We start from the raw sequence: 22,508 nt of genomic DNA, 5'->3' as shown, positions 1-22,508 counted from the left end.
GCGGGACCCGCGGGGGCCGTCCAAAAACCCCGACGGTCAGTCCTGGGCCGCGAGCCAGTGCTCGGCGTCGAGCGCGGCCATGCAGCCCATGCCCGCGGAGGTGACGGCCTGGCGATACTTGTGATCGGTGAGATCGCCCGCCGCGAAGATGCCGGGGATCGAGGTCTCGGTGGTGCCGGGCTTCACCTTCACATAACCGCCGTTGTGCAGTTCGAGCACGTCCTTCACCAGTTCGTTCGCCGGCGCATGACCGATGGCGACGAACACGCCCTTCGCCGCGAGATCGGTGATCTCGCCGGTCCTGACGTTGCGCGCCTTCACCCCGTTCACGCCCTTCATCGGTGCGTCGTCGCCATAAACCTCGACGAGCTCGTGATCCCAGAGCGGATGGATCTTTTCGTTCTTCAGCAGCCGGTCGATCAGGATCTTCTCCGCGCGCAGCGTGTCGCGGCGGTGGATGAGCGTCACTTTCGAGGCGAAATTGGTGAGGAACAGGGCCTCCTCGACGGCGGTATTGCCGCCGCCGACCACCACGATCTCCTGGCCGCGGTAGAAGAAGCCGTCACAGGTGGCGCAGGCGGAGACGCCGAATCCCTTGAAGTTCTCCTCCGTCGGCAGGCCGAGCCATTTCGCCCGCGCCCCAGTGGCGAGGATCACGGCATCGGCGGTATAGACGGTGCCGGAATCGCCGGTGGCGGTGAAGGGGCGGGTGCCGGTGTCGAGTTGGGTGATGATATCCGCGACGATCTCCGCGCCCATCGTCGCCGCATGGTCCTGCATCTTCACCATGAGGTCGGGACCCTGCACCTCCGTGAAACCCGGAAAATTCTCCACCTCGGTCGTCGTCGTGAGCTGGCCGCCCGGCTCGATGCCCTGCACGAGGACCGGCGAGAGCATCGCACGCGCGGCGTAGATCGCGGCGGTATAGCCCGCCGGGCCTGAGCCGATGATGAGAACCTTGGTGTGTTTCGTGTCCGCCATGGCAGCGACCTCGTTCCTTGAGTGTTGTCTTTTCCGTCGGCTTCGATATAGACACCGCCCGGCTGCGACGCAAACCCCGGCGCGCGGCGGCATTCGTATCCCGGCGTGGACGGTAGGCGGCAGGGTCCGGCACCCGGACGGCGGGCGTTCCTGCGCATGCCCCGCCCCGTCGCCCGCGTCGCGAAATCCTCTTGAAATGAAATTGCTAAAATGTGAAAGAATATTGCGCGTAGCCGCCTCAATGCACATGTTTCGGAAAACACCGCCTGTTTCGGCCAATAAGAACGGAGTAGCCCATGCCCTCTCACAAGCTCGACGAGATCGATCGCAAGATCCTTGCGGAGTTGCAGGCCGACGGGCGCATGACGAATGTCGAACTGGCCAGGCGGGTGGGCATCTCCGCACCGCCCTGCCTGCGCCGTGTGCGCACGCTCGAGGAGGCCGGCTATATCCGGGGGTATCACGCGGTGGTGGACACCCGCGCGCTCAATTTCGAGGTGCAGGTCTTCGCGATGGTCGGACTTCAGAGCCAGGCGGAGGTGGACCTGTCGAAATTCGAGGCGAAATGCCGGCAATGGCCGCTCGTGCGCGAATGCCACATGCTGAACGGCGAGGTGGATTTCATCCTCAAATGCGTCGCCCCGGATCTGTCGACCTTCCAGAGCTTCCTCACCGGGGAACTCCTGTCGACGGAGAACGTCGCTTCGGTGAAGACCTCGCTCGTGATCCGCTGCGCGAAGGACGAGCCCGGCGTGCCCTTCGAGGTGCTCGAGGCGCGTCTGGCGCAGGACGCCTGAGCGCCGCGCAGCGGCTCAGGAGGCGCGGGCGAGCCTCTCCGCCGGCGTCAGCCGCGGATGGCACGGCCTGCCGAATTCCGCGAGCGTGCCGAGATGCGGGAAAAGCGTGAGGAATTTCGCGCGCAGCTCGCCGGACAGCTCCGTGTTCGCGGTGGGGCCGGGGTGAAAGCTTTCGAGCTCGAGACCGTTCACCCGGATCGCCGCATGCCGGGTCAGCCGCAGGTGATAGCACCGCACCGCGGCAGGCGGCCGCATCTCCACCACGGAAACCCCGTCGACAAGGCCCCGGATCGGAGCAAGGGCGCGGGAGGCGGCGTGCCGGATCAGCAGCCGCGCGGCGGGGCCGAGTACGAGATCGGGGGTTGGGCGACCGAGGCCGAAGGCGTCGGCGGTGATCCGGTAGAGCGGTTCGGGATGGGCGCCGGGCGCGCGCCGGCCCTGCGTGTCGAGCGCCACCGAACCCAGCCAGTCGACCGGGACGAAATCGCCCTCGGTCGTTTCCACCTCGTCGCCGGGAAGAAGATCCTCGATCGCCACCGCCCCCTGTCGCGTCGGGAGCAGCGCGCCGCGGGCGAAGGCGGTGAAGGCGCTTTCGAACAGCGGCAGGGCAGGGGCGTTGAGCTGCGCGTCGCGGATCCCGCCACGCGCGTCGCGCCAGAGGATGTCGTAGCGGCGCAGGGGAAGGGGCGTTCTCTCCGGGAAGGACGTCCGCCGGACGGTCCACGCGGAATGCGACGGCGGATCGACGCGCCGCACGGGGAGCTCCGGGGAACCGAAGGCGGTCCGGGACGCGACCGGACGGGCACGGGACAGGGGCTGGGACATCGGACGTTTCCACTGCATCGGCCCCCACCGACGGTGATGCGGAACGATCGCAGGAAACGCGGAGCTTTGTCAAACAGTCCGCGAATTCGTCGCCGCGCCGGAACCGGTCTTCCTTCCGCCGCGGCTTTGTTTCGTGAGCCGGTGCCAATGCCGGCGCGTCTCCCGTCCCGTGCGGATCCGCTGCCGAATCGGCGCCGGAGGAGCGCCGGCTTCAGGCGGAGGCGGCGAGGCGCGCGGTCGGCTGCGTGGATTTCTTCGCGATGAAGGCGGCGCGGCGGGCGCCGCGGCTCCAGGGCATCTGCACTTCGGTCTTCTTCGCTTCCCTGATCATCGAGGTCATCCAGCGGCGGGTCTTCATCTCTGTTCTCACTTGTCTCTCGCGGGCGCCTCGGGCCCGTCTGTTTCCGTTCTGGTGACAATATGGCGAGTCGCTTCGGCGAAAATACGGCGGACGGGACAGTTTCTCCGGCCCTGTCTGGCTCCTCCACAGGTGCTGCGGGAGCTTCAGTAAGAAATTGGAAATAAATAGGAATTTTAGACCCGCAGCATCGGCGCGGGGACTTTGGGGCGGGATTGCGGCGCGCGTCGGCCCGAGTCTCGCCCGAATCTTCCGCGCTCTCAGAGGCGGATCGCGGAGATCAGCCGCCCGTAATCCGCTTCGCCGCGATGCACGGAACGGCGGTAGGAGTAGAAGCGCGAGGGGTCCGAATAGGTGCAATGCCGCGTCCATTCGGCATGGCCCACCCCCGCCTCGCGCAGCCGGTGCAGACCGTAGGAGGGCAGGTCGAAGAGATAGCGGTCGCCCTCTCCGTTCGCGAAGAAGCGGGCGTTCTGCTGGTCCTCGAGAAGGAAATCCTCGAGGAATTCGGGACCGACCTCATAGGCGCGTTGCGAGATCGTCGGGCCGATCACGGCGACGATGTCCTCGCGCCGGGCGCCGAGCGCGACCATGGCCGAAAGCGTCTCGTCGAGCACCCCCTCGAGCGCGCCTCTCCATCCCGCATGGGCGGCGCCGATCACGCCGGCCTCCCGGTCCGCGAACAGCACCGGCTGGCAATCGGCGGTCAGGATCACGAGGGCGAGGCCGGGCCGGTCGGTGACGAGCGCGTCGGCGGTCGGAAGCGGCGCCTCCTGCGGCCCGTCGATCACCGCGACGTCGGGGGAATGCACCTGGTTGACCCCGCAGAGCGCCTCGAGCGGAAGGCCGAGCGCCCCCGCCACGCGGCTGCGGTTGATCTTCACGATGTCGGACTGATCGGAGGAGCCATAGCCGCAGTTGAGCCCCTCGAACACGCCCGAGGAGGCGCCGCCCCTGCGGGTGAAAAATCCGTGGGTGAGCCCGCGAAGGGCGTCGGAGGTGATGATTTCAAGGCTCATGCGTCAAATCCCGGTGGCAAGGTCTGGGGCGAGGGCGCGAGGGCGAGGGCTTTGAAAAGCGTTCCCATTTTGTCGGGCGAGGTCAACCGTTCAAATGCGGCGATATGGCTGTCGAGTTCCGCGCCGCCCAGTTTCGCGGCGAGCGCCTCGGCGCGCGGGCCGATCCCGAGACGGGCGAGCAGAGGCCCCTGTGCGATCATCCGGGAAGGGGTCGCGCCCGCCGCCCGTGCCGCTTCTGCCAGCGCCTCGAAATCGACATGGGCGGTCAGGTCGGCCTTGCCCGGCCGGGCCAGCGGATCGACCGCCCGATGCGCTTCGAGCGCCTGGAACGTGTCCCCGCGCGAATGCCAGTCGCCGTAGTCGATCACCACCGCCGCGCCGCCATGGGCCACGAGGCGCCGGGCGATCTCCGTGACGATGGGCCCCGCGGCGGGGCAGGTCTCCACCACGTCGCCCTCCACCGTGTCCCCGAGCCGGTGCGCGAGCCCGGCGAGCGGGGCCGGCGCCGAGAGGCCGAGCGTGAGTGCGCCCTCCCTCAGCCCGACCAGCGTCTCGCGCCAGCCGTCGCCCGCACGGGTGAACTGCCGGATCGGCAGCGCGTCGAAGAACTCGTTGGCGACGAGCCAGAGCGGCGCCTCGGGCAGCTCCGCGATGCCCTGGCACCAGCGCACCTCGGTCCCTGCGAGCGCGTGGCGCTGTGCCGCGCGCAGGGTGGGGGAGGCCTCGACCAGGTGGACGCGCATCGCGGCATGAAACCCCGGCACGCCCCGCGTCGCGCGCAGGATATCGGCCATCAGCGTGCCCCGGCCGGGGCCGGGCTCGGCCAGGACGAAGGGCGCCGGCGCGCCCTGGTCCAGCCAGCTCTGCGCAAGGCAGAGGCCGAGGAGTTCACCGAACATCTGGCTGATTTCCGGCGCGGTGATGAAATCGCCCGCGGCCCCCAGCGGATCGCGCGTGGTGTAATAGCCGTGCCGGGGATGGAGCAGGCATTCCGACATGTAATCGGCCAGGCTGATCGGTCCGGTCTGGGCGATCCGCCGTGCGAGGATCTCCGCGAGCGGGGTCATGCGCGCCGGGCCCGCAGGACGAAGAAGAGGCCCACCAGGATCATCGGCAGCGACAGCAGTTGCCCCATGGACAGGATCCACAGCACATTGCCCTCGGGATTCGTCGGGCTCGTGAACTGGGCATCCGCGACGCGGTAGAACTCGACGACGAAGCGCGACAACCCGTAGCCCGCGAAGAACAGCCCCATGACGAGGCCGGGCCTGCGGAAGGCGCGCGCCCCCCAGACCAGCGCGATGAGCAGCGTGCCGAGCAGAAGCCCTTCGAGCCCGGCTTCGTAGAGCTGGGAGGGATGGCGGGCGCAGGCCGCGGTCACGGTGGCGCAGGACTGGGCGGCCTCTCCCGGAAAGATCACGCCCCAGGGCATGTCCGTCGGGCGCCCCCAGAGCTCGGCATTCACGAAATTCGCGATCCGCCCGAACAGGAGCCCCGGCGGCGTCGCATAGGCGAGGATATCCCCGAGCGTCAGCAGCGGCTTGCCGTGCCGCCGCCCCCAGAGCAGCGCCGCGACCACCACGCCGAGGAACCCGCCGTGAAAGGACATCCCCCCCTGCCAGACCATCGGGATCTCGACGGGGTGAGCGAGGAAATAGGCGGGCTTGTAGAACAGCACATAGCCGAGCCGCCCGCCAAGGATGACGCCGAGGATGAGCCAGGTGAGCAGGTCCTCGAATTCCGTGCGCGACAGCGGCGGTGTCTGCGCCGGCCAGAGCCGCGGCACCCTCAGCGCCCGCAGCACGAGAAACCAGCCCGCGACGAAGCCGAAGATATAGGCGAGCGCGTACCAGTGCAGCGCGAAATGCACGGGGCCGATGTCGATCTCGAAGAGGATCGAGGAGATATCGGGAAATTCGATGGCGGCGGGCATCAGGTGGCGCATGGCCGCATCTGTCGCGAGCGCAGGCGGGAAGTCAACCTTGTGATTGCCGCCCATGCGCCCCATATTGATCCCGAACGCGACACAGTGCCGGCTTGGGAGAGCGACATGCAGACCCGGAACAAGATTTTTGACGACATCTCGCAGCTCATGACCAACGCCATGGGCGTGGCCCAGGGCGCGCGGGACGAGGCGGAGACCGCGATGAAGGGGCTGGTGGACCGCTGGCTCGCGGATCGCGATTTCGTGACCCGCGAGGAATTCGACGCGGTGCGCGCGATGGCGCAGAAGGCACGCGAGGAAAACGAGGAGCTGAAGACGCGCCTCGACGCGCTGGAGCGGCGCGAAAAGGCGTGACCGGCTCCTTTCCGCCGGGCGATGAGAAGGCTCCTTCGGGAGCCTTTTTTCTTGTCCACAGGGGCGGTCGGGAGTTGTGGAAAAAACCGGCAACCTGTGGAGCGACCCGCTTTGCTGGGGATAACACAAATATTTCGCTTTACAGATTTGCGCATTTGCTGACACCATATCTAGTAAAGGGGAGGCACCGATCCCGCCGATCCTTGAGCAGGCACCAAGTCCTAGTGGCCGCCATGGGGATGTCGCGTAAGCCACCGGACCAAAACAGGCGAGGCCGCATATGTCGTTTACTGAGCAGAGCATTTCCACCGAAATCCACCCGATCGACCTGTGCGAGCATCTCGCCGAATACAACGATTGGGAATTCGACCGGGTCGCCGAAGACCAGATCGCGATGGCGGTCGAGGGACAGTGGCGCACCTATTCGATCACGCTCGCCTGGTCCGAATACGACGAGACGCTGCGCCTGATCTGCACCTTCGAGATGGAGCCGCCCGAGGAAAAACTGCCGCAGATCTTCGACGTGCTGAACCGCGCCAACGACCAGATCTGGACCGGGGCCTTCACCTATTGGCAGGAACAGAACCTGATGGTCTATCGCTACGGCCTCGTGCTGTCGGGCGGGCAGATCGCGAGCCCGGAACAGGTCGACCGCATGATCGGCGCGGCGGTGGGGGCCTGCGAACGCTTCTATCCGGCGTTCCAGCTCGTCGCCTGGGCCGACCGCACGGCCGCCGAGGCGATGGACGTGGCGATCCGCGAGGCCTACGGGCGCGCCTGACCCGGCGTTGCCGCCGCCGGACGGATTGAACCCGCCGGACAGATTGCTAGAGTGCCCTCCGACGCCCCTCGGAGGGCTTTCCTTTTCCATCGGACGAAAGGCGGGATCATGGACGATCTGAAGACGCGGGGCATGGTGCTTCTGGGATGTGGCAAGATGGGCTCGGCGATGCTCCGCGGCTGGCTCGACGGCGGTCTGCCGCCCGCGTCGGTGACGGTGCTCGACCCTAACCCGTCGGACTGGCTCAAGGCGACCGGCGTGCGCCTCAACTCCGCGCTTCCCGACGCTCCGGCCATCGTGCTCATCGCGGTGAAACCGCAGATGATGGGCGACGCGCTTCCGGCGCTGAAGGCGCTCGGCGGCGGCGCGACCCTGTTTCTGACCGTGGCGGCGGGGATCTCCATCGCGACCTACGAGGAGATGCTCGGAGCCGACACCCCGATTGTGCGCGCCATGCCGAACACGCCGGCAGCGGTCGGGCGCGGGATCACGGGCATCGTCGGCAATGCGCGGGCGAGCGCTGCCGATCTCGATCTCGCCGAGGAGCTCCTGCGCGCGGTGGGGCAGGTGGTGCGGCTCGAGAGCGAGGCGCAGATCCGCCCGCTCACCGCGATCTCCGGCTGCGGTCCCGCCTATGTATTCCACCTGATCGAGGCGATGGCGGCGGCAGGCGAAAAGGCCGGCCTGCCCGCCGACATGGCGATGAAACTCGCAAAGGCGACGGTCGGCGGCGCCGGGCAGCTTGCGGAGACCTCGGACGAGGACCCGGCGCAATTGCGCATCAACGTCACCTCGCCGGGCGGCGTCACCGCCGAGGCGCTGCGCGTGCTGATGGACGAGGAAACCGGTCTGCCGCCCCTGATGGACCGCGCGGTTCAGGCGGCGATCAAGCGCGACGAGGACCTGGCGTGACGGATGAAATTTCCTTCGACGACTTCCTGAAGGTCGATGTGCGGGTGGGGACCGTCACCCGCGCCGAACCCTATCCGGAGGCGCGCAAGCCCGCGATCAAGCTCTGGATCGACTTCGGCCCGGAGATCGGGGAGAAACGCTCCTCCGCCCGGATCACCGCGCATTACACGCCCGAAACGCTCGTCGGGCAACAGGTCATGGCGGTGGTGAACTTCCCGCCGCGCCAGATCGGCCGCTTCATGTCCGAGGTGCTGGTCCTGGGCCTTCCCGATGCCGGTGGCGAGGTGGTGCTCGCGCGCCCCGACCGCCCGGTGCCGGTGGGCGGGCGGCTCCACTGAGTTTCCTTTGCTGTGAAAATACTCACGCGGGGCGGTCCCCCACCGCCTCGCGCCAATGCTTCCGGCAGAGCGAGACGTAGCGTTCGTTGCCGCCGATCTCGACCTGCGCGCCCTCGGTCAGCACACGCCCGTCCTCGGCCATGCGCACGACCATCGTCGCCTTCTTGCCGCAATGGCAGATCGTGCGGATCTCCCGCATCTCGTCGGCCAGCGCCAGCAGGGCGGCCGAACCGGGAAAGAGATGACCCCGGAAATCCACCCGCAGCCCGTAGCACATGACCGGCACCTTCAGGTCATCGACCACGCGGGCCAGTTGCCAGACCTGCGCGCGGCTCAGGAACTGCGCCTCGTCGATGAAGATGCACGCAACGTCATTTCGGGCGATCCGGGCGGCGATCTTGGCGAAAAGATCCTCTCCCTCCGCGAAGGTGTCCGCCACCTCCCCGATGCCGATCCGGCTCGCGATCCGCCCCTCGCCGGCGCGGTCGTCGAGGCGCGCGGTGATGAGATAGGTCTCCATCCCGCGTTCGCGATAGTTGTAGGATGCCTGAAGCAGCAGGGTCGATTTCCCCGCGTTCATGGTCGAATACTGGAAGTAGAGCTTTGCCATGCGGAGGCTTTGCCAGAAGGCCCGCCGCAGGATCAAGACGCCTTCGCCGGGCAGGTGCGAAAAACCGCAGATCGCGTCCCCGGTTGACGGGTGGGAGCCGAAAGATCCTGCATCCGCGAGCCGGGCCCGACGTTGTCCGTTTCGGGACATTGGGGATGAGGGTGCCGGGACCCTTCGGATCGTCGGCGTGCAGTTTCTTCCGTTCCGGCTCCCACCCGAACCGATGTGCCAGGACATCGGATCCTCGTCACGCCTGCAACGGCAGGTAGACACTTGTATGTCATGTGCTATTCAGGGCAGTAATGGGAAAGAATGCGGCACATTCCCCCGGATGTGTCGCCATGAGCAACAGAGATACGCAGAATGACCTCTGCCGGAAATTATTTGAAGAAGCATACCGAGGCTCTGGTCAAGGATGTCGGCCTCGAGGCGGCCTGCGCCCTCACCGGAAAATCGAAGGCCACGCTGGGGCGGTATTATTCGACGGCGGAGGAACATGCCGACCGTTACATGCCCGTGGATGCCGTGGCGCAGATCGAGGCGGCGGCGAGCTATCCGCATGTCACCTCCGCGCTGGCCGAGCTCAAGGGAATCGCGCTCTCCTACGATGCCGCGCGCAACCGGCCTCCCGCACAGGGCGGGGTGAATTCCGACGTCGTGGCGCTGTCCCAGCGTTTCGCCATGCTGATGGCCGAATATTCCGACGCGATCGGCGACGGCATCATCACCATCACCGAGGCCAAGCGTCTGTTGCGCGAAACGCTCGAACTGCAACAGGTGCTCATCATCATGAAGCTGCATCTGGAGCAGGAGGCGACCTGAGCCTCCCCGCCTGCGCGACAGGAAGGGACATGGAAAAGGCGACCCGCGGGGGTCGCCTTTGTTCGTTTACGCCTCGACCTTGCGGCGGGGACGGCGGGCCTTGGCCCTGCCGCGGTTCTGGCCCTGACCCTGACCCTGGCCTGCTCCCGCCTTCGCCGCGCCGGGACGGCCGCCGCCACCACCGCCACGGCGGCGTCCGCCGCCCTGCGGTTTCGGCTTCGGTTCGGCGCGCACGTCATCGGCCGCCCAGGAGGCGGGGGTGGCGATCGGGATGCGCAGTTTCATCACCTTCTCGATCGCGCGGAACTCGTCGAGCTCGGTCGGCGCGCAGAAGGCCACGGCCTTCCCGTCCCGCCCGGCGCGCGCGGTGCGGCCGATCCGGTGCACGAAATTCTCCGGCACGTTCGGCAGCTCGAAGTTGTAGACATGGCGCACGAGCGGAATGTCGATCCCCCGCGCGGCCACGTCGGTCGCGACCATCACGTCGATCTGGCCTTCGCGCGCCGCCTTGATCGTGCGCTCGCGCTGGCCCTGCGACTTGTTGCCGTGGATCGAACCGGACTTGAACCCGTCGCGTTCGAGCTGGCGCGACAGCCGCTCGGCCCCGTGCTTGGTGCGCGCGAAGACCAGCGCCAGCTCGCCCGGATGCTCGGAGAGCAGATCCTTGAGCTTCGTGACCTTCTCGGGCTGCGGCAGGAAGTGGACCTCCTGCTCGATCTTGTCGGCGGCCTTACCCGGAGGCGAGACCTCGATGCGCACGGGCGAGGAGAGGTAGCTCTGCGCGATCTCGTTCATCTGCTTGTTCATCGTCGCCGAGAACAGCATCGTCTGGCGCTCCTTCGCGAGCATCGGGACGAGCCGGCGCAGGGCATGGATGAAGCCCATGTCGAGCATCTGGTCGGCCTCGTCGAGCACGAGGAAGGTCGTCTCGTCGAGCCGCACCGCCTTGCGGTCGATGAGGTCGATGAGACGGCCCGGCGTCGCCACGAGAATGTCCGTGCCGCGCTCGAGCCGGTTCACCTGCGCGTTGATCGACACGCCGCCGACCACGCGGTTGAGTTTCAGGTGGCTGCCCTTGATGAAGGGGAAGAGCCCGTCGGCGATCTGGTTCACCAGTTCGCGGGTCGGGGCGAGGATGAGCGCGCGCACGGTCTTCGGCGCGGGCTTGGACCCGTCGGTCAGCGCCATGTGCAGGAGCGGCAGGCCGAAGGCGAGCGTCTTGCCGGTGCCGGTCTGGGCAAGGCCCATCACGTCGCGGCCGTTCATCACCTCGGGGATGGCGCGGGCCTGGATGGGGGTGGGCGTGTCGAGGCCAAGCTCATCGAGCACGGAGAGAAGCTTCGGCTTGAGGCCGAGCATGGTAAAATCAGTCATGTATATCCTTTGGTGGGCGGACCCACACGCGGCTCGCGCCCGGTTCGGGGCGCGCATCATTGGTCGCGGAAAAGGTCTCCGGAAAGGGCCACATGCCCGCCCCGTCTTTCCGCCGGACCCCTGCGTGATGTTGGGAACCTCTGGGCGTGTGCCGCCCGTCATCTCGCACCTGCGGCGCTTCAGCGAAGCGCGGCTGCTCACGCGGCAGCATGGGGTGCGGATAGATGTCAGATGGAGGACGCGCGGCGATAAGTCAAGGGATTTGAGGTTGATCTTCGTCGAGAGCGGAAAGAAATGTCCATGATCGAGAGCAGGAGGCCGAAGTCTTCCCCCGGATATTCCGGCTGTCAGTTGGTCTGCTTGATGACATCCAGATCCCGATGGAGGCGGCGAACGCCGCGGACAAAACCCGTGACGAGGACATCTTCGTTGCCGATCCCGCGCCTCGCGATATTTCTTTTCCGGTTCGCTGGCGCCGCGTGGGCAGGCAGAACGCAAAACGCCCCGCTGCGGCGCGGGGCGTTTCGGTTCGTGGACTTTCCGATGTGGCCGAGCCTCACCCCTCCTGAAGGCTCTGCACCTCGATCTCGCCCTCTTCGCGCGACTTGATCGCCATCGCCGCGGCGTGGCTGGCCGCGGCCGTGGTGAAATAGGGGATCTTGTCGTAGAGCGCGACGGAGCGGATCTCGCGCGAGTCCTCGACCGCCTGAGCGCCCTCGGTCGTGTTCAGCACCAGGGCGATCTCGCCGTCCTTCATCATGTCGACGATGTTCGGGCGGCCCTCGTAGACCTTGTTCACGATCTGGCTCCCGACGCCGTGTTCCTTGAGGAATTTCGCCGTGCCGCGGGTCGCGATGATCTCGAAGCCGAGATCGGAGAGCGTCCTGATCGCCTCCACCATCTTCGGTTTCTTGTCGTAATTCTTCACCGAGACAAACACCTTGCCCGACCGCGGCAGGTCCGATCCGGCGCCCATCTGCGACTTCAGGAAGGCGCGGGCAAAGCTCTTGTCGGCGCCCATGACCTCGCCCGTCGAGCGCATCTCCGGCCCGAGGATCGTATCGACGCCGGGGAAGCGGGCAAAGGGCAACACCGCCTCCTTCACCGCGAACCGGCCGGTTCCGGCGGGATCGACCAGGTCGAAGGCGTCGAGCTTCTCGCCCGCCATCAGCCGCGCGGCGATGGAGGCGATGGGGCTGTTCACCGCCTTGGCGACGAAGGGCACGGTGCGCGAGGCGCGCGGGTTGACCTCGATGAGGTAGATCACGTCGTCCTTGACCGCGTATTGCACGTTCATCAGGCCCACGACGTTGAGCGCGAGCGCGAGCGCCTCGGTCTGGCGCTTCAGCTCCTCGATGATTTCGGGCTTGAGCGAGTAGGGCGGCAGGGAACAGGCGCTGTCGCCGGAATGCACGCCCGCCTCCTCGATATGCTGCATGATGCCCGCGACATGGACCTTTTCCCCGTCGCAGAGCGCGTCCACGTCGATTTCCGTCGCGCCCGAAAGATAGCTGTCGAGCAGCACGGGGCTGTCGCCGGAGACCACGACGGCGTCGCGGATGTAGCGTTCGAGCCCTTCCATGTCGCGCACGATCTCCATCGCGCGGCCCCCCAGAACATAGGAGGGGCGGATGACGAGCGGAAAGCCGATGCCGGCGGCGATCTCGATGGCCTCGATGTCCGAATGGGCGATGCCGTTCTTCGGCTGCTTGAGATCGAGACGGTTCACGAGATCCTGGAAGCGTTCGCGGTCCTCTGCGAGGTCGATCGCATCGGGCGTGGTCCCGAGGATCGGGATGCCCTCCGCCTCGAGCGCGTTCGCGAGTTTCAGCGGCGTCTGTCCGCCGAACTGGACGATCACCCCGTGCAGCGTGCCGTTCGACTGCTCCACCCGCAGGATCTCCATGACGTGTTCGAAGGTCAGCGGCTCGAAATAGAGCCGGTCGGAGGTGTCGTAATCGGTCGACACGGTCTCCGGGTTGCAGTTGATCATGATCGTCTCGTAGCCCTGTTCGGTCAGCGAGAAACAGGCATGGCAGCAGCAGTAGTCGAACTCGATCCCTTGCCCGATCCGGTTCGGCCCGCCGCCGAGAATGACCACTTTCTTGCGATCCGAGGGCCGCGCCTCGCATTCCACGTCGCCCATCATCGGGGCCTCGTAGGTGGAATACATATAGGGGGTCTGGGCCTCGAATTCGGCGGCACAGGTGTCGATCCGCTTGAACACGGCGGTGACGCCGAGGTTGCGGCGCGCGCGGCGCACGTTGGCCTCGTCGCGGCCGGTGAGCTTGGCGAGCCGGGCATCGGTGAAGCCCATCATCTTCAGCCGGCGCAGCCCTTCCTCGGTCACCGGCAGGCCGGATTTGCGGATCTCGCATTCGGTGGCCATGATCTCCCGGATGCGGGCGAGGAACCAGGGATCGAAACTGTTGATCTCGTTGATCTCGTCATCGGTGAAACCGAAGCGCATCGCCTGCGCGATCACCCGCAGCCGGTCGGGCGTGGCGCGGGCGAGCTCGCGGGTCAGCGTCTTGTCGATCATCTGCTGGGCGGCCTCATCGGCGCCGAGGAAGATGCGCGGCAGCGTGTCCGCGGCCCCCTCCGCCTCGACGATCTGCGCGGGCTTCGGCATGTCGGGCAGATCGATCTCGTCGAACCCGGTCAGGCCCGACTCCATGGAGGCAAGCGCCTTCTGCATGGATTCGTGGAAGGTCCGGCCGATCGCCATCACCTCCCCCACCGATTTCATCGCGGTGGTGAGCTCCGGCTTGGAGCCGGGAAACTTCTCGAAGGCGAATTTCGGGATCTTCGTCACGACATAGTCGATGGTCGGCTCGAAACTGGCGGGCGTCACCTTGGTGATGTCGTTGTCGAGCTCGTCGAGCGTGTAGCCCACCGCGAGCTTCGCGGCGATCTTCGCGATGGGAAAGCCCGTGGCCTTCGAGGCGAGCGCCGAGGAGCGCGACACGCGCGGGTTCATCTCGATCACCACCATGCGCCCGTCCGCCGGGTTCACCGCCCATTGCACGTTCGAGCCGCCGGTCTCCACCCCGATCTCGCGCAGCACGTTGATCGAATGCGTGCGCATCAGCTGGTATTCCTTGTCGGTCAGCGTCAGCGCGGGGGCGACGGTGACCGAGTCGCCGGTGTGCACGCCCATCGGATCGACGTTCTCGATGGAACAGACGATGATCGCGTTGTCGGCGCGGTCGCGCACCACCTCCATCTCGTATTCCTTCCAGCCGAGAAGGCTCTCGTCCACGAGGATCTGCGCCACCGGCGAGGCCTCGAGCCCCGAGCGGCAGATCTTTTCGTAATCGTCGCGGTTGTAGGCCACGCCGCCGCCGGTGCCGCCGAGGGTGAAGGCCGGGCGGATGATCGCCGGCAGGCCGATATGCTCGAGCGCCTCCATCGCGATGGCCATGCCCGCGGCGATGTCGTAGGTGCCGTTCTCACGCTTCGGCGCGGCGACGATATCGGCCTTCGGGTTCTCGATGCCGAGGCGGTCCATCGCTTCGCGGAACAGCTTGCGGTCCTCGGCCATCTCGATGGCATCGCGTTTCGCGCCGATCAGCTCGACGCCGAATTTCCCGAGCACGCCGAGATCGTCGAGCTTGAGCGCGGTGTTCAGCCCGGTCTGCCCGCCCATCGTCGGCAAGAGCGCGTCGGGGCGCTCCTTCTCGATGATCTTCGCGACGACCTCGGGGGTGATCGGTTCGATATAGGTCGCATCGGCCATGCCCGGATCGGTCATGATCGTGGCGGGGTTCGAGTTCACGAGGATGACCCTGTAGCCCTCCTCCTTCAGCGCCTTGCAGGCCTGCGCGCCGGAATAGTCGAATTCGCACGCCTGCCCGATGATGATCGGCCCCGCCCCAATGATCATGATCGACGAAATATCGGTTCTCTTCGGCATGGCGGACCCCGGCAATGTTGTGAGCAGCGTGTCGCGCGGCTTCCGTGCAGGACCCGCGCAAATTGTCGTGGGTTATAGCCATGGGGCGGCGAGGTGCAAGACCCTGCGGCAGGGCTGTCGTCAGAAATTCATCTGGGCGAAGCGGCGCGGGATCCGGCGCGCGCCGGAAGCAGCACATGAAGCGTCAGTCCGAGCAGCATCAGTAGCGGAGGGATCTGGCTCACCATGAGGGGTTCGTTGAAGGGAATGAGCGCGCTGTAGAGCGGAAAGGAAAACAGGATCGCGAAAGCTGCGAGCCAGAGCCGGTCCGTGCGGCGCGCGCCGTCTTCGAAAAGGGCAGGGAGGAGCATCGTCGGGAGCACGAAATAATGTCCCCAGGACAGCGGCCCGAAGAGCGCGCCGAGCAGGGCGAGGGCGAGCCAGAGCCGGGGCCCGGTGAACCGGCGGGCCCGGAGGACGAGGCTGAGCAGACCGGCCGCGAACAGGAGCTTGGGCACGGTCTGCACCCAGGAAGGCGCATCGAGGATCGGATAGGCCATGGCGCGCCCGTCGGGGAGCGGCGTGCCCTGAAGAACCTGGGAGATCTGGTAAAGCAGGCTTTCGAGCGCGTAATTCACCTTTGTGTAGACGACCATCGCGTCGATCTCTGCCAGGCGGGCGAGCATGTCGCGATGTGCGTCGAGGCCGCCGAGCAGGAGGGACAGCGACAGAAGCGCGCCACCCGCGCACGCCATCGCCCCGGCCGCGCGCCAGTTGCGTGTGAGCAGGAAGACAAGGCCGAAGAGCGCGGGTTGAAGCTTGAGCGCGGCGGCGAGGGCGAGCAGGAGCCCCGCGGAGACGGGCCGGTCGCGCCGGGCGGCGAGCGCCGCCAGAAGCACGAGGAAGGTGACGGCGATCTGCGGCTGGTTCTGGATGATCGCGCCGAGGCTTGGTGCGGAGGTGAGCAACAGGAGAAATCCGATGGGCAGCCAGTGGCGCAGCGCCAGTCCCGCCGGCCGCGCGATCTGCCAGCCGATCCAGGGCATCGCGGCCAGCATCGCGAGATGGAGGATCAGGACGGTGTTGAAGAACGCCATCGGAGGGACGACCTCGGTCAGAGGCGCCAGAAGATGCGCCCAGAGCGGCGGGTAGAGATAAGGCAGGATCACCTTGTCGCCATGGCCGGTGCCCTCGGCAAGAGCGACCCAGGGCGCGGGTGTGCCGGGAGAAAAGAAATCCGGCGGCGCCGCATAGATCGCGCCGGGATTGCCCGTCGCAACGGATTTCGCGGCAAAATACACCGCGGAAAGATCCGCGGGCCAGCCGTTCCAGAACATCGTGGCGAAGACATGGACAAAGGCCGCGCCCAGTCCGATCCGGAGCGCCAGACCGGTCCGGTCCGAAGCGGGGCGGGGGCTGTCTGACAGATCGCTCATCTGGGGCGTCGGACTTGCTTTGCGGCGGCGCGCGGGCGGTCGGGGCGCACGCGCAGGGGAGAAATGGCGGGTCGGGACGCCCGAGCGGAGAGTGCCGGAGGATTTCGCCCGGCGCAACCCTTGCGCGCCCCGCCAAGGCTTGACTTTCCCGCCCCACAGGGGTGTATCAGCGCGAGCGTCACATGACAGAGCCGTCTCAGAACTCCGAAGGAAGTCCCCATGCATGTCTATCGCAGCCACACCTGCGCCGAACTGAACGCCTCCAACGTGGGCGAGACCGTCCGCCTGTCGGGCTGGGTGCACCGTATCCGTGACCATGGCGGCATTCTCTTTGTCGACCTGCGCGACCATTACGGGGTGACGCAGGTGCTCTGCGATCCGGACAGCCCCGTCTTCTCCGAGATGGAAAAGGTGCGTTCGGAATGGTGCATCCGCATCGACGGCGTGGTGAAGGCGCGGGATGCGGATCTGGTGAACCCGAAGCTGCCGACCGGCGAGATCGAGGTCTTCGTGCGGGATCTCGAGGTGCTGGGCGCGGCGAAGGAACTGCCGCTCATGGTCTTCGGCGATCAGGAATATCCCGAGGAGACGCGCCTGAGATACCGCTATCTCGACCTGCGCCGCGAGGTGATGCAGCGCAACATGATCCTGCGCTCGAACGTGGTCGCCGACCTGCGCAAGCGGATGTGGGCGAAGGGGTTCAACGAATTCCAGACGCCGATCATCACCGCCTCCTCCCCCGAGGGCGCGCGCGACTTCCTCGTGCCCTCGCGCCTGCATCCGGGCAAGTTCTACGCCCTGCCGCAGGCCCCGCAGCAGTTCAAGCAGCTCCTGATGGTCTCGGGCTTCGACAAGTATTTCCAGATCGCGCCGTGCTTCCGCGACGAGGATCCGCGCGCCGACCGCTCGCCCACGGATTTCTACCAGCTCGACATGGAGATGTCCTTCGTCACCCAGCAGGACATCTTCGACGTGATGGAGCCGGTGATCGCGGACATGTTCGATACCTTCGGGGAAGGGCGCAGGTCGAACCGCGACTGGCCGCAGATCTCCTACCGCGATGCGGCGCTCTGGTACGGCACCGACAAGCCCGACCTGCGCAACCCGATCCGGATGCAGGACGTCTCCGAACATTTCCGCGGCTCGGGTTTCGCGATCTTCGCCAAGCTCCTCGAACAGGAGGGCAACGAGGTCCGCGCCATTCCCGCGCCGAAAGGCGGCTCGCGCAAGTTCTGCGACCGGATGAACAAGTTCGCCCAGCAGGAGGGCCTGCCGGGGATGGGCTATATCTTCTGGCGGGAGGCCGGGGACGGCATGGAAGCCGCCGGTCCCCTCGCCAAGAACATCGGCCCCGAACGTACCGAGGCGATCCGCCAGCAGCTTGGGCTCGGCGTGGGCGACGCGGCCTTCTTCCTCGGCGGGCGTCCGAAGACTTTCGAACGTGTCGCCGGCAAGGCGCGCACGGTGATCTGGGAGGAGACGCCGAAAGATCCCGCCGACGAAAACTGGCGCGAGCAGTTCATGTTCGCCTGGATCGTGGATTTCCCGATCTACGAGCAGGACGAGGAAACCGGCCGGATCGACTTCGAACACAACCCCTTCTCCATGCCGCAGGGCGGGATGGAGGCGCTTGCGGGCGATCCGCTCGAGGTGCTGGGCAACCAGTACGACCTCGCCTGCAACGGCTATGAGCTGGTGTCCGGCGCGATCCGCAACCACCGCCCGGAGATCATGTTCAAGGCCTTCGAGATCGCGGGATACGACGAGGCCGAAGTGCGCAAGCGGTTCGGCGGTCTCGTCAACGCCTTCCAGTACGGCGCCCCGCCGCACGGCGGCTGTGCCCTCGGCATCGACCGCGCGGTGATGATCCTCGCCGGTGAGGAGAACATCCGCGAGGTGATGCTCTTCCCGATGAACCAGCGGGCCGAGGATCTGATGATGGGCGCGCCGTCCGAGCCCAGCAACGAACAGCTGCGCGAGCTGAGCCTGCGCATCCTCCCGCAGGAGGGCTGAGCCCCGCCCGGACCGGCGGCCGGCGCGGAAGGGCAGCCTCCCGCGCCTTTTTCATGCGCGCGGAAAGGAACATCCCCACCGACGCGGGGAGGGGGCGTTCCCCCGCCTCTTGCCGCCCTTTGCGGTGCGCCGGATTTTCCTGCACACCGGCCATCCCGGACGGCAGGTCGTCCCCGCGGACTGCCGTGTCCCGCGCAGCAGGGCGCGTCAGTCCTCCAGGTGATCCTCCCGCTTCCTGTCGACGAGCGTCCTCTCCTTCTCCTTGCGGTCGAGGAATTTCCGGCCGTAGGCGTCGTTCTCCTCCTCGCCCACCACGTCCTTCGCGCGGGCGAAGACTTCGTCTTCCTCCTCGTCCATATGGTGCTCGTAGTCGTGCCTGAGTTGTTTGAACTTCCTCAGCCAGGCGGGAGAGGACATGTCCATCCCGTCGAGCTCCTCCATGAGATCGTCCATCCCGGCATGTTCCTCGACCGAATGGCGGGCGGCGTCCTGCCCCCATGTTTCCGACATGAGCCGGGAATAGAATTCCTCCTCCTCCGCGGCGGCATGGCTTTTGACGTCGTAGAAGAACTCGTGCCACGCCTTGCGGCGGGCCTCGCTGTCGCCCTCTGTCCCGGCGATGGTGGCAAGCAGCTCGCGATGGCTGTCATGGTCGGCCTTGATGGCGTCGTAGATGCTTGGCATTGGACCTTCTCACTCTTGAAAAACTTGTCTGGACAACGCCTTGGCGCCTCCGGCGGTTCCACGGGACGCTCCCTCAGACGACCTTTCGCGGCTCGATCCGGCCATGGACCAGCCCCGCGATCCGGGCGATCTCCGGCCCGTAGGGCAGGCCCGCCTGCCGCAGCCCTGCGAGGCGGCGGGCGGCATCCTCCATCTCCCCGTCTCCGGCGGTGCGGGCGACGCCCGAGAGGAACTGCGCGATATAGTCGAGCATCCCCTCGCCGGTCTCCGTCGTGAGCAGGTCCGCGACATGCACGAAATCGTCCTGGAGCGCGATCGGGTCGGGGGAGACGCGGTCCTCGGCCCCCGCCCGCAGCCCGCGGGGCCGGGCCTCGGGCGGAAGGGCGCCCAACACGGCCGCCTGGAATGTCCCGAGCGAGGAAATCGGCTTCCCGATGAAACCGTCGGCGCCGGCCTCCCGCGCCAGGCTCTCCGCGCCGCTGTCGCCGGACATGCCGAGCAGCACGTCGACCCGCGGCCGCGCGGCGTCCAGCTCCCCGATCAGCTCCGCGCCCGACCCGTCGGGAAGGCCGAGATCCACGATCACCACGTTCGGGCGATAGACGCGCAGGTGCTTTCGCGCCGCCGCGAGACTGTCGGCCCGGCGGATGCGCGCGCCTGAACGCAGACACAGAAGGCGCATCGCCTCCGAGGCGAAGCGGCTGTCCTCCACCAGGAGGACGGTCAGGCCCAGGAGCGGGCGGTCGGGCGTCGGCGCGGCGAGAAGGCTTTCGAAACTGTCGGTCATGGTCATGGCTCCGTCCAATGCGACTCGGATTTAACCCCGACTCCGGTGAAGGAGCCGTTAACCCGCCGCGCGCAAAACCCGCGGTTGGCGCTAACGGCCCTTGCGGCACCCTCCCGCGCACGCGATAAGCCGGGCGGAACAGCCTGACAACGGAGGATCGGATGATCGGACGCCTGAACCATGTCGCCATTGCCGTGCCGGATCTGGAGGCGGCCTCGGCGCAATACGCCAACACCCTCGGCGCAAAGGTGAACCCGCCGCAGGACGAGCCCGACCACGGGGTGACCGTCGTCTTCATCGAACTGCCGAACACCAAGATCGAACTGCTTCACCCGCTGGGTGACAATTCCCCGATCAGCGGCTATCTTGAAAAGAACCCCGCCGGCGGCATCCACCACATCTGCTACGAGGTGGAGGACATCCTCGCCGCGCGCGACCGTCTGAAGGCCGAGGGCGCGCGCGTGCTGGGCGACGGCGAGCCGAAGACCGGCGCGCATGGCAAGCCGGTGCTGTTCCTGCACCCGAAGGATTTCAACGGCTGCCTGATCGAACTCGAACAGGTCTGAACGACCCACAGAAGGAAGCGCCGCCATGGCCATCACCTCCGCTTTCGTCCTCTATGCCGTGACATGGTTCCTGACCATGTTCATCGCCCTTCCGATCGGGCTGAAGACCCAGGGCGACATGGGACAGAAGGTCGAGGGCACCCATGACGGCGCCCCGGCCAACTACAACCCGAAGCGAAAGGCGCTCTGGGTGACGGTGGTCGCGACGGTGATCTGGGCCGGGCTCGTGACCTTCGTGCTGACGACCGATCTCACCTGGCGCGATCTCGACTGGACGGCGAAACTCCCGCCCGTCTCCGGCTCCTGAGCTTTTTGCTGCCCGAAATACTCACGGCGCGGCTCTGCCGCCCTCGAGCCGCATGAACAGATGCGTGAAGGTGGCCGCCCCGAGCACCGGGATCAGCAGGTTCACGACCGGGATGGAGAGCGGCACCGCCATCAGCGCCCCGGCGAGCCAGATCTTCGGCATGTGCCGGGCCCGCGCCGCCTTCGCGCCCTCCCGCCCGAGGCGCCGCATCGCGACGAGCTGGAAATATTCCCGCCCGAGCAGGAAGCCGTTGAGCGCCCAGAAGATCACCGGGGCTGCGACGTTGAGGAGGAGATAGAGCACCAGCGCCACGAGATTGGCCGCGACGATCACGCCGAGGAACCCGAGGCTGTCCATCGTGATGTCCCAGAGCGTCTGGCGCGGCACCTCGGGAAGGCCGGGGTAGTACCGGTCCTCGACGGCTTCGGCCACCTCCTCGAGGAAGAGGCCGGTAAAGGCGGAGGCGACCGGCACCATGAGGAAGACCGACAGCAGGATCATGAAGAAGAACGATCCGATCGAGAGCGCGTTGTCGACCCAGGCGACCTCGCCGATCAGCGGCAGGGTGAAGGTGTCGGGCACGAAGGCGCCGATGATCCAGACGAAGGCGAGGTAGACCGCGACGAGGAGGGCGAGCGTCAGGCCGATCCCCTTGGCGAGCACCGCCTGGAACCGCCTGTCGCCCATCTGCGCGAGCGCCTTCGCGAAATCGGAGACCATCAGGCGTCCACCCAGCTCGTGATCGCGGCGATGTCCGGGCGCGGGCGTTCCGGCGGGGCGAGCCTCTCCGTGCCGATATGGACGAAGCCGACGACGCTCTCATGCGGCGCGAGGCCGAGCTCCGCGGCGCAGAATTCCGCATCGTGCGAGGCCCAGCCCGAGAGCCAGTTCGCCCCCCAGCCCGCGGCCAGCGCCGCGTTCAGCAGCGACAGGCACACCGCCCCCGCGGAATAGCGCTGTTCGATCTCGGGCACCTTGTCGCTGTCCTTCGGCGCGTAGACCACCGCGATGGCGAGGTCGGCATCGGCATATTGGCGACGCAGCTTCTCGATCTTCTCTTCGGCGATCCCGCGCGCCTCGCCGAGCGGGACGACGCGGTCGGCAAGCCGTGCCAGGGCGGCCTTCCCGAAGACGATGAAGCGCCAGGGCTCGAGCTTGCCGTGATCGGGCGTGCGCGCGGCGGCGGTCAGCAGGAGCTCGATCTCCGCGCGCTCCGGCACGGGGGTGGTGAGCGTCTTCGCGGGCCGGGACCGGCGGGTGAGCAGGAAATCGAGGGCGGCTTGGTTCTTTTCAGGCATCGGGATGGGCCCTTTCTGGTGCAGTCGTCTTCCATGTCGGCGTTTTTGCGCGCAACTTCAACCGCCTTCGGGTAAGGAGACGGATATGGACAAGGCAGAACTGAGAACGCGGCTGGAGGCCGCCGTGGAGGACGGGCACCTTGCGGTCCGGGTGACGCCGAAGGCGTCGCGCAACGCGGTCACCGTCGAGGACGGTCAGGTGCGGGTCTATGTGACCACCGTGCCCGAGGCCGGGCGCGCGACGCGGGACGTGGTGAAACTTCTGGCCAAGGCGCTGGGCGTGGCGAAGATCAGGCTCACCCTAGTCCGGGGCGAAACCGCGCGCGACAAGCTGTTCCGCCTCGACCGGGATGCTTGATCCCACGCGGCGGCAGGGGTAGAAGGCGCGCTTCCGCCACCAGGGGAG

At 66.8% G+C, this 22,508-nt stretch carries 24 protein-coding genes; 10 read left to right on the top strand and 14 right to left on the bottom strand.

The features are described from left to right. Positions 1 to 36: 36 nt before the first annotated feature. On the bottom strand, positions 37 to 981 hold the full coding sequence (gene trxB / locus P73_RS18270) for a thioredoxin-disulfide reductase (RefSeq protein ID WP_043870690.1): 945 nt from the start codon (positions 979 to 981) through the stop codon (positions 37 to 39). Positions 982 to 1,277: 296 nt separating this feature from the next. Between trxB and P73_RS18265 the strand changes: the two genes are divergently transcribed. After that, positions 1,278 to 1,778, top strand: coding sequence for an Lrp/AsnC family transcriptional regulator (locus P73_RS18265; RefSeq protein ID WP_043870689.1), 501 nt, complete (start codon positions 1,278 to 1,280; stop codon positions 1,776 to 1,778). 15 nt (positions 1,779 to 1,793) lie between these two features. On the opposite strand, the gene P73_RS18260 is transcribed toward P73_RS18265, so the two are convergent. The 5 genes from P73_RS18260 to lgt all read right to left on the bottom strand — a co-directional run bounded on the left by P73_RS18260 (position 1,794) and on the right by lgt (position 5,913). Further along, positions 1,794 to 2,603 (bottom strand): Hint domain-containing protein, encoded by an 810-nt coding sequence (locus P73_RS18260; RefSeq protein WP_052453399.1) that lies wholly within the window; start codon positions 2,601 to 2,603, stop codon positions 1,794 to 1,796. A 211-nt stretch (positions 2,604 to 2,814) separates the two neighbouring features. Beyond that, a complete protein-coding gene (locus P73_RS26200) occupies positions 2,815 to 2,961 on the bottom strand; it encodes a hypothetical protein (protein WP_169747684.1) in 147 nt (48 codons plus the stop codon). A 260-nt stretch (positions 2,962 to 3,221) separates the two neighbouring features. Beyond that, a complete protein-coding gene (gene pgeF / locus P73_RS18255; RefSeq protein ID WP_043870688.1) occupies positions 3,222 to 3,980 on the bottom strand; it encodes a peptidoglycan editing factor PgeF in 759 nt (252 codons plus the stop codon). Further along, on the bottom strand, positions 3,977 to 5,047 hold the full coding sequence (locus tag P73_RS18250; protein ID WP_043870687.1) for a class I SAM-dependent methyltransferase: 1,071 nt from the start codon (positions 5,045 to 5,047) through the stop codon (positions 3,977 to 3,979). Before P73_RS18250 ends, pgeF begins: the two co-directional genes overlap by 4 nt. Beyond that, positions 5,044 to 5,913, bottom strand: coding sequence for a prolipoprotein diacylglyceryl transferase (gene lgt / locus P73_RS18245; RefSeq protein ID WP_174446929.1), 870 nt, complete (start codon positions 5,911 to 5,913; stop codon positions 5,044 to 5,046). The genes P73_RS18250 and lgt overlap by 4 nt, the downstream gene beginning before the upstream one ends. Before the next feature lie 117 nt (positions 5,914 to 6,030). Here lgt and P73_RS18240 point away from each other — a divergent pair, with 117 nt between their 5' ends. From P73_RS18240 to P73_RS18225, 4 genes are all read left to right on the top strand, one after another. After that, positions 6,031 to 6,279 carry an accessory factor UbiK family protein gene (locus P73_RS18240; protein ID WP_043870686.1) on the top strand — a complete coding sequence of 83 codons (249 nt, stop codon included), beginning with the start codon at positions 6,031 to 6,033 and terminating at the stop codon, positions 6,277 to 6,279. Positions 6,280 to 6,559: 280 nt separating this feature from the next. After that, the gene (locus tag P73_RS18235; RefSeq protein ID WP_043870685.1) at positions 6,560 to 7,060 is read left to right on the top strand and encodes a type III secretion system chaperone family protein; all 501 of its coding nucleotides are present in this window, start codon (positions 6,560 to 6,562) and stop codon (positions 7,058 to 7,060) included. A 108-nt stretch (positions 7,061 to 7,168) separates the two neighbouring features. Beyond that, positions 7,169 to 7,972 carry a pyrroline-5-carboxylate reductase gene (proC, locus tag P73_RS18230; RefSeq protein WP_043870684.1) on the top strand — a complete coding sequence of 268 codons (804 nt, stop codon included), beginning with the start codon at positions 7,169 to 7,171 and terminating at the stop codon, positions 7,970 to 7,972. Beyond that, complete coding sequence (locus P73_RS18225) at positions 7,969 to 8,310, top strand: tRNA-binding protein (protein ID WP_043870683.1); 342 nt, start codon at positions 7,969 to 7,971, stop codon at positions 8,308 to 8,310. The genes proC and P73_RS18225 overlap by 4 nt, the downstream gene beginning before the upstream one ends. 22 nt (positions 8,311 to 8,332) lie before the next feature. Here P73_RS18225 and P73_RS18220 read toward each other — a convergent pair whose 3' ends face one another. Beyond that, entirely contained in the window at positions 8,333 to 8,920 is a 588-nt protein-coding gene (locus P73_RS18220) for a thymidine kinase (protein ID WP_043871925.1), read from the bottom strand. 363 nt (positions 8,921 to 9,283) lie between these two features. On the opposite strand from P73_RS18220, the gene P73_RS18215 reads away from it, so the two are divergent. Beyond that, entirely contained in the window at positions 9,284 to 9,742 is a 459-nt protein-coding gene (locus P73_RS18215; RefSeq protein WP_043870682.1) for a hypothetical protein, read from the top strand. Between the two features lie 66 nt (positions 9,743 to 9,808). Here P73_RS18215 and P73_RS18210 read toward each other — a convergent pair whose 3' ends face one another. From P73_RS18210 to P73_RS18195, 3 genes are all read right to left on the bottom strand, one after another. Continuing rightward, a complete protein-coding gene (locus P73_RS18210) occupies positions 9,809 to 11,116 on the bottom strand; it encodes a DEAD/DEAH box helicase (RefSeq protein WP_043870681.1) in 1,308 nt (435 codons plus the stop codon). A 556-nt stretch (positions 11,117 to 11,672) separates the two neighbouring features. Next, complete coding sequence (gene carB, locus P73_RS18200; protein ID WP_043870679.1) at positions 11,673 to 15,032, bottom strand: carbamoyl-phosphate synthase large subunit; 3,360 nt, start codon at positions 15,030 to 15,032, stop codon at positions 11,673 to 11,675. Between the two features lie 128 nt (positions 15,033 to 15,160). Further along, the gene (locus P73_RS18195) at positions 15,161 to 16,447 is read right to left on the bottom strand and encodes a glycosyltransferase 87 family protein (RefSeq protein ID WP_043870678.1); all 1,287 of its coding nucleotides are present in this window, start codon (positions 16,445 to 16,447) and stop codon (positions 15,161 to 15,163) included. 219 nt (positions 16,448 to 16,666) lie between these two features. Between P73_RS18195 and aspS the strand changes: the two genes are divergently transcribed. After that, on the top strand, positions 16,667 to 18,460 hold the full coding sequence (gene aspS / locus P73_RS18190; protein WP_043870677.1) for an aspartate--tRNA ligase: 1,794 nt from the start codon (positions 16,667 to 16,669) through the stop codon (positions 18,458 to 18,460). Between the two features lie 207 nt (positions 18,461 to 18,667). On the opposite strand, the gene P73_RS18185 is transcribed toward aspS, so the two are convergent. Both P73_RS18185 and P73_RS18180 read right to left on the bottom strand, forming a co-directional pair. Beyond that, on the bottom strand, positions 18,668 to 19,144 hold the full coding sequence (locus tag P73_RS18185) for a hemerythrin domain-containing protein (RefSeq protein ID WP_043870676.1): 477 nt from the start codon (positions 19,142 to 19,144) through the stop codon (positions 18,668 to 18,670). 73 nt (positions 19,145 to 19,217) lie between these two features. Continuing rightward, the gene (locus tag P73_RS18180; protein WP_043870675.1) at positions 19,218 to 19,937 is read right to left on the bottom strand and encodes a response regulator; all 720 of its coding nucleotides are present in this window, start codon (positions 19,935 to 19,937) and stop codon (positions 19,218 to 19,220) included. 155 nt (positions 19,938 to 20,092) lie between these two features. Between P73_RS18180 and mce the strand changes: the two genes are divergently transcribed. Both mce and P73_RS18170 read left to right on the top strand, forming a co-directional pair. After that, positions 20,093 to 20,497 carry a methylmalonyl-CoA epimerase gene (gene mce / locus P73_RS18175; protein ID WP_043870674.1) on the top strand — a complete coding sequence of 135 codons (405 nt, stop codon included), beginning with the start codon at positions 20,093 to 20,095 and terminating at the stop codon, positions 20,495 to 20,497. A 25-nt stretch (positions 20,498 to 20,522) separates the two neighbouring features. Beyond that, entirely contained in the window at positions 20,523 to 20,804 is a 282-nt protein-coding gene (locus tag P73_RS18170; protein ID WP_043870673.1) for a DUF1467 family protein, read from the top strand. Between the two features lie 21 nt (positions 20,805 to 20,825). Here P73_RS18170 and P73_RS18165 read toward each other — a convergent pair whose 3' ends face one another. Both P73_RS18165 and P73_RS18160 read right to left on the bottom strand, forming a co-directional pair. Then, on the bottom strand, positions 20,826 to 21,524 hold the full coding sequence (locus P73_RS18165; protein WP_174446915.1) for an EI24 domain-containing protein: 699 nt from the start codon (positions 21,522 to 21,524) through the stop codon (positions 20,826 to 20,828). Further along, positions 21,524 to 22,102: a nitroreductase family protein gene (locus tag P73_RS18160; protein WP_043870671.1), complete on the bottom strand. Its 579-nt coding sequence runs from the start codon at positions 22,100 to 22,102 to the stop codon at positions 21,524 to 21,526. The genes P73_RS18165 and P73_RS18160 overlap by 1 nt, the downstream gene beginning before the upstream one ends. 85 nt (positions 22,103 to 22,187) lie before the next feature. On the opposite strand from P73_RS18160, the gene P73_RS18155 reads away from it, so the two are divergent. After that, the gene (locus tag P73_RS18155; RefSeq protein WP_043870670.1) at positions 22,188 to 22,460 is read left to right on the top strand and encodes a DUF167 domain-containing protein; all 273 of its coding nucleotides are present in this window, start codon (positions 22,188 to 22,190) and stop codon (positions 22,458 to 22,460) included. The last annotated feature ends 48 nt before the right edge of the window (positions 22,461 to 22,508 follow it).

It is taken from the genome of Celeribacter indicus (assembly GCF_000819565.1).
GTDB classification, from domain to species: domain Bacteria; phylum Pseudomonadota; class Alphaproteobacteria; order Rhodobacterales; family Rhodobacteraceae; genus Celeribacter; species Celeribacter indicus.
Note: the sequence above shows the minus strand (reverse complement) of the source record. Positions and strands in the feature narration are given on the sequence as shown.

What these genes read in the sequence shown, in the direction of transcription:
- P73_RS18215 (WP_043870682.1), top strand. Translation starts at nt 9,284, where the DNA reads ATGACCTCTGCCGGAAATTATTTGAAGAAGCATACCGAGGCTCTGGTC.
- P73_RS18160 (WP_043870671.1), bottom strand. Translation starts at nt 22,102, where the DNA reads ATGCCTGAAAAGAACCAAGCCGCCCTCGATTTCCTGCTCACCCGCCGG.
- P73_RS18220 (WP_043871925.1), bottom strand. Translation starts at nt 8,920, where the DNA reads ATGGCAAAGCTCTACTTCCAGTATTCGACCATGAACGCGGGGAAATCG.
- P73_RS18155 (WP_043870670.1), top strand. Translation starts at nt 22,188, where the DNA reads ATGGACAAGGCAGAACTGAGAACGCGGCTGGAGGCCGCCGTGGAGGAC.
- P73_RS18250 (WP_043870687.1), bottom strand. Translation starts at nt 5,047, where the DNA reads ATGACCCCGCTCGCGGAGATCCTCGCACGGCGGATCGCCCAGACCGGA.
- proC (WP_043870684.1), top strand. Translation starts at nt 7,169, where the DNA reads ATGGACGATCTGAAGACGCGGGGCATGGTGCTTCTGGGATGTGGCAAG.
- trxB (WP_043870690.1), bottom strand. Translation starts at nt 981, where the DNA reads ATGGCGGACACGAAACACACCAAGGTTCTCATCATCGGCTCAGGCCCG.
- lgt (WP_174446929.1), bottom strand. Translation starts at nt 5,913, where the DNA reads ATGCCCGCCGCCATCGAATTTCCCGATATCTCCTCGATCCTCTTCGAG.
- P73_RS18235 (WP_043870685.1), top strand. Translation starts at nt 6,560, where the DNA reads ATGTCGTTTACTGAGCAGAGCATTTCCACCGAAATCCACCCGATCGAC.
- P73_RS18260 (WP_052453399.1), bottom strand. Translation starts at nt 2,603, where the DNA reads ATGTCCCAGCCCCTGTCCCGTGCCCGTCCGGTCGCGTCCCGGACCGCC.
- P73_RS18170 (WP_043870673.1), top strand. Translation starts at nt 20,523, where the DNA reads ATGGCCATCACCTCCGCTTTCGTCCTCTATGCCGTGACATGGTTCCTG.
- P73_RS18210 (WP_043870681.1), bottom strand. Translation starts at nt 11,116, where the DNA reads ATGACTGATTTTACCATGCTCGGCCTCAAGCCGAAGCTTCTCTCCGTG.
- P73_RS26200 (WP_169747684.1), bottom strand. Translation starts at nt 2,961, where the DNA reads ATGAAGACCCGCCGCTGGATGACCTCGATGATCAGGGAAGCGAAGAAG.
- P73_RS18165 (WP_174446915.1), bottom strand. Translation starts at nt 21,524, where the DNA reads ATGGTCTCCGATTTCGCGAAGGCGCTCGCGCAGATGGGCGACAGGCGG.
- P73_RS18180 (WP_043870675.1), bottom strand. Translation starts at nt 19,937, where the DNA reads ATGACCATGACCGACAGTTTCGAAAGCCTTCTCGCCGCGCCGACGCCC.
- P73_RS18240 (WP_043870686.1), top strand. Translation starts at nt 6,031, where the DNA reads ATGCAGACCCGGAACAAGATTTTTGACGACATCTCGCAGCTCATGACC.
- P73_RS18265 (WP_043870689.1), top strand. Translation starts at nt 1,278, where the DNA reads ATGCCCTCTCACAAGCTCGACGAGATCGATCGCAAGATCCTTGCGGAG.
- mce (WP_043870674.1), top strand. Translation starts at nt 20,093, where the DNA reads ATGATCGGACGCCTGAACCATGTCGCCATTGCCGTGCCGGATCTGGAG.
- pgeF (WP_043870688.1), bottom strand. Translation starts at nt 3,980, where the DNA reads ATGAGCCTTGAAATCATCACCTCCGACGCCCTTCGCGGGCTCACCCAC.
- P73_RS18195 (WP_043870678.1), bottom strand. Translation starts at nt 16,447, where the DNA reads ATGAGCGATCTGTCAGACAGCCCCCGCCCCGCTTCGGACCGGACCGGT.
- aspS (WP_043870677.1), top strand. Translation starts at nt 16,667, where the DNA reads ATGCATGTCTATCGCAGCCACACCTGCGCCGAACTGAACGCCTCCAAC.
- P73_RS18185 (WP_043870676.1), bottom strand. Translation starts at nt 19,144, where the DNA reads ATGCCAAGCATCTACGACGCCATCAAGGCCGACCATGACAGCCATCGC.
- carB (WP_043870679.1), bottom strand. Translation starts at nt 15,032, where the DNA reads ATGCCGAAGAGAACCGATATTTCGTCGATCATGATCATTGGGGCGGGG.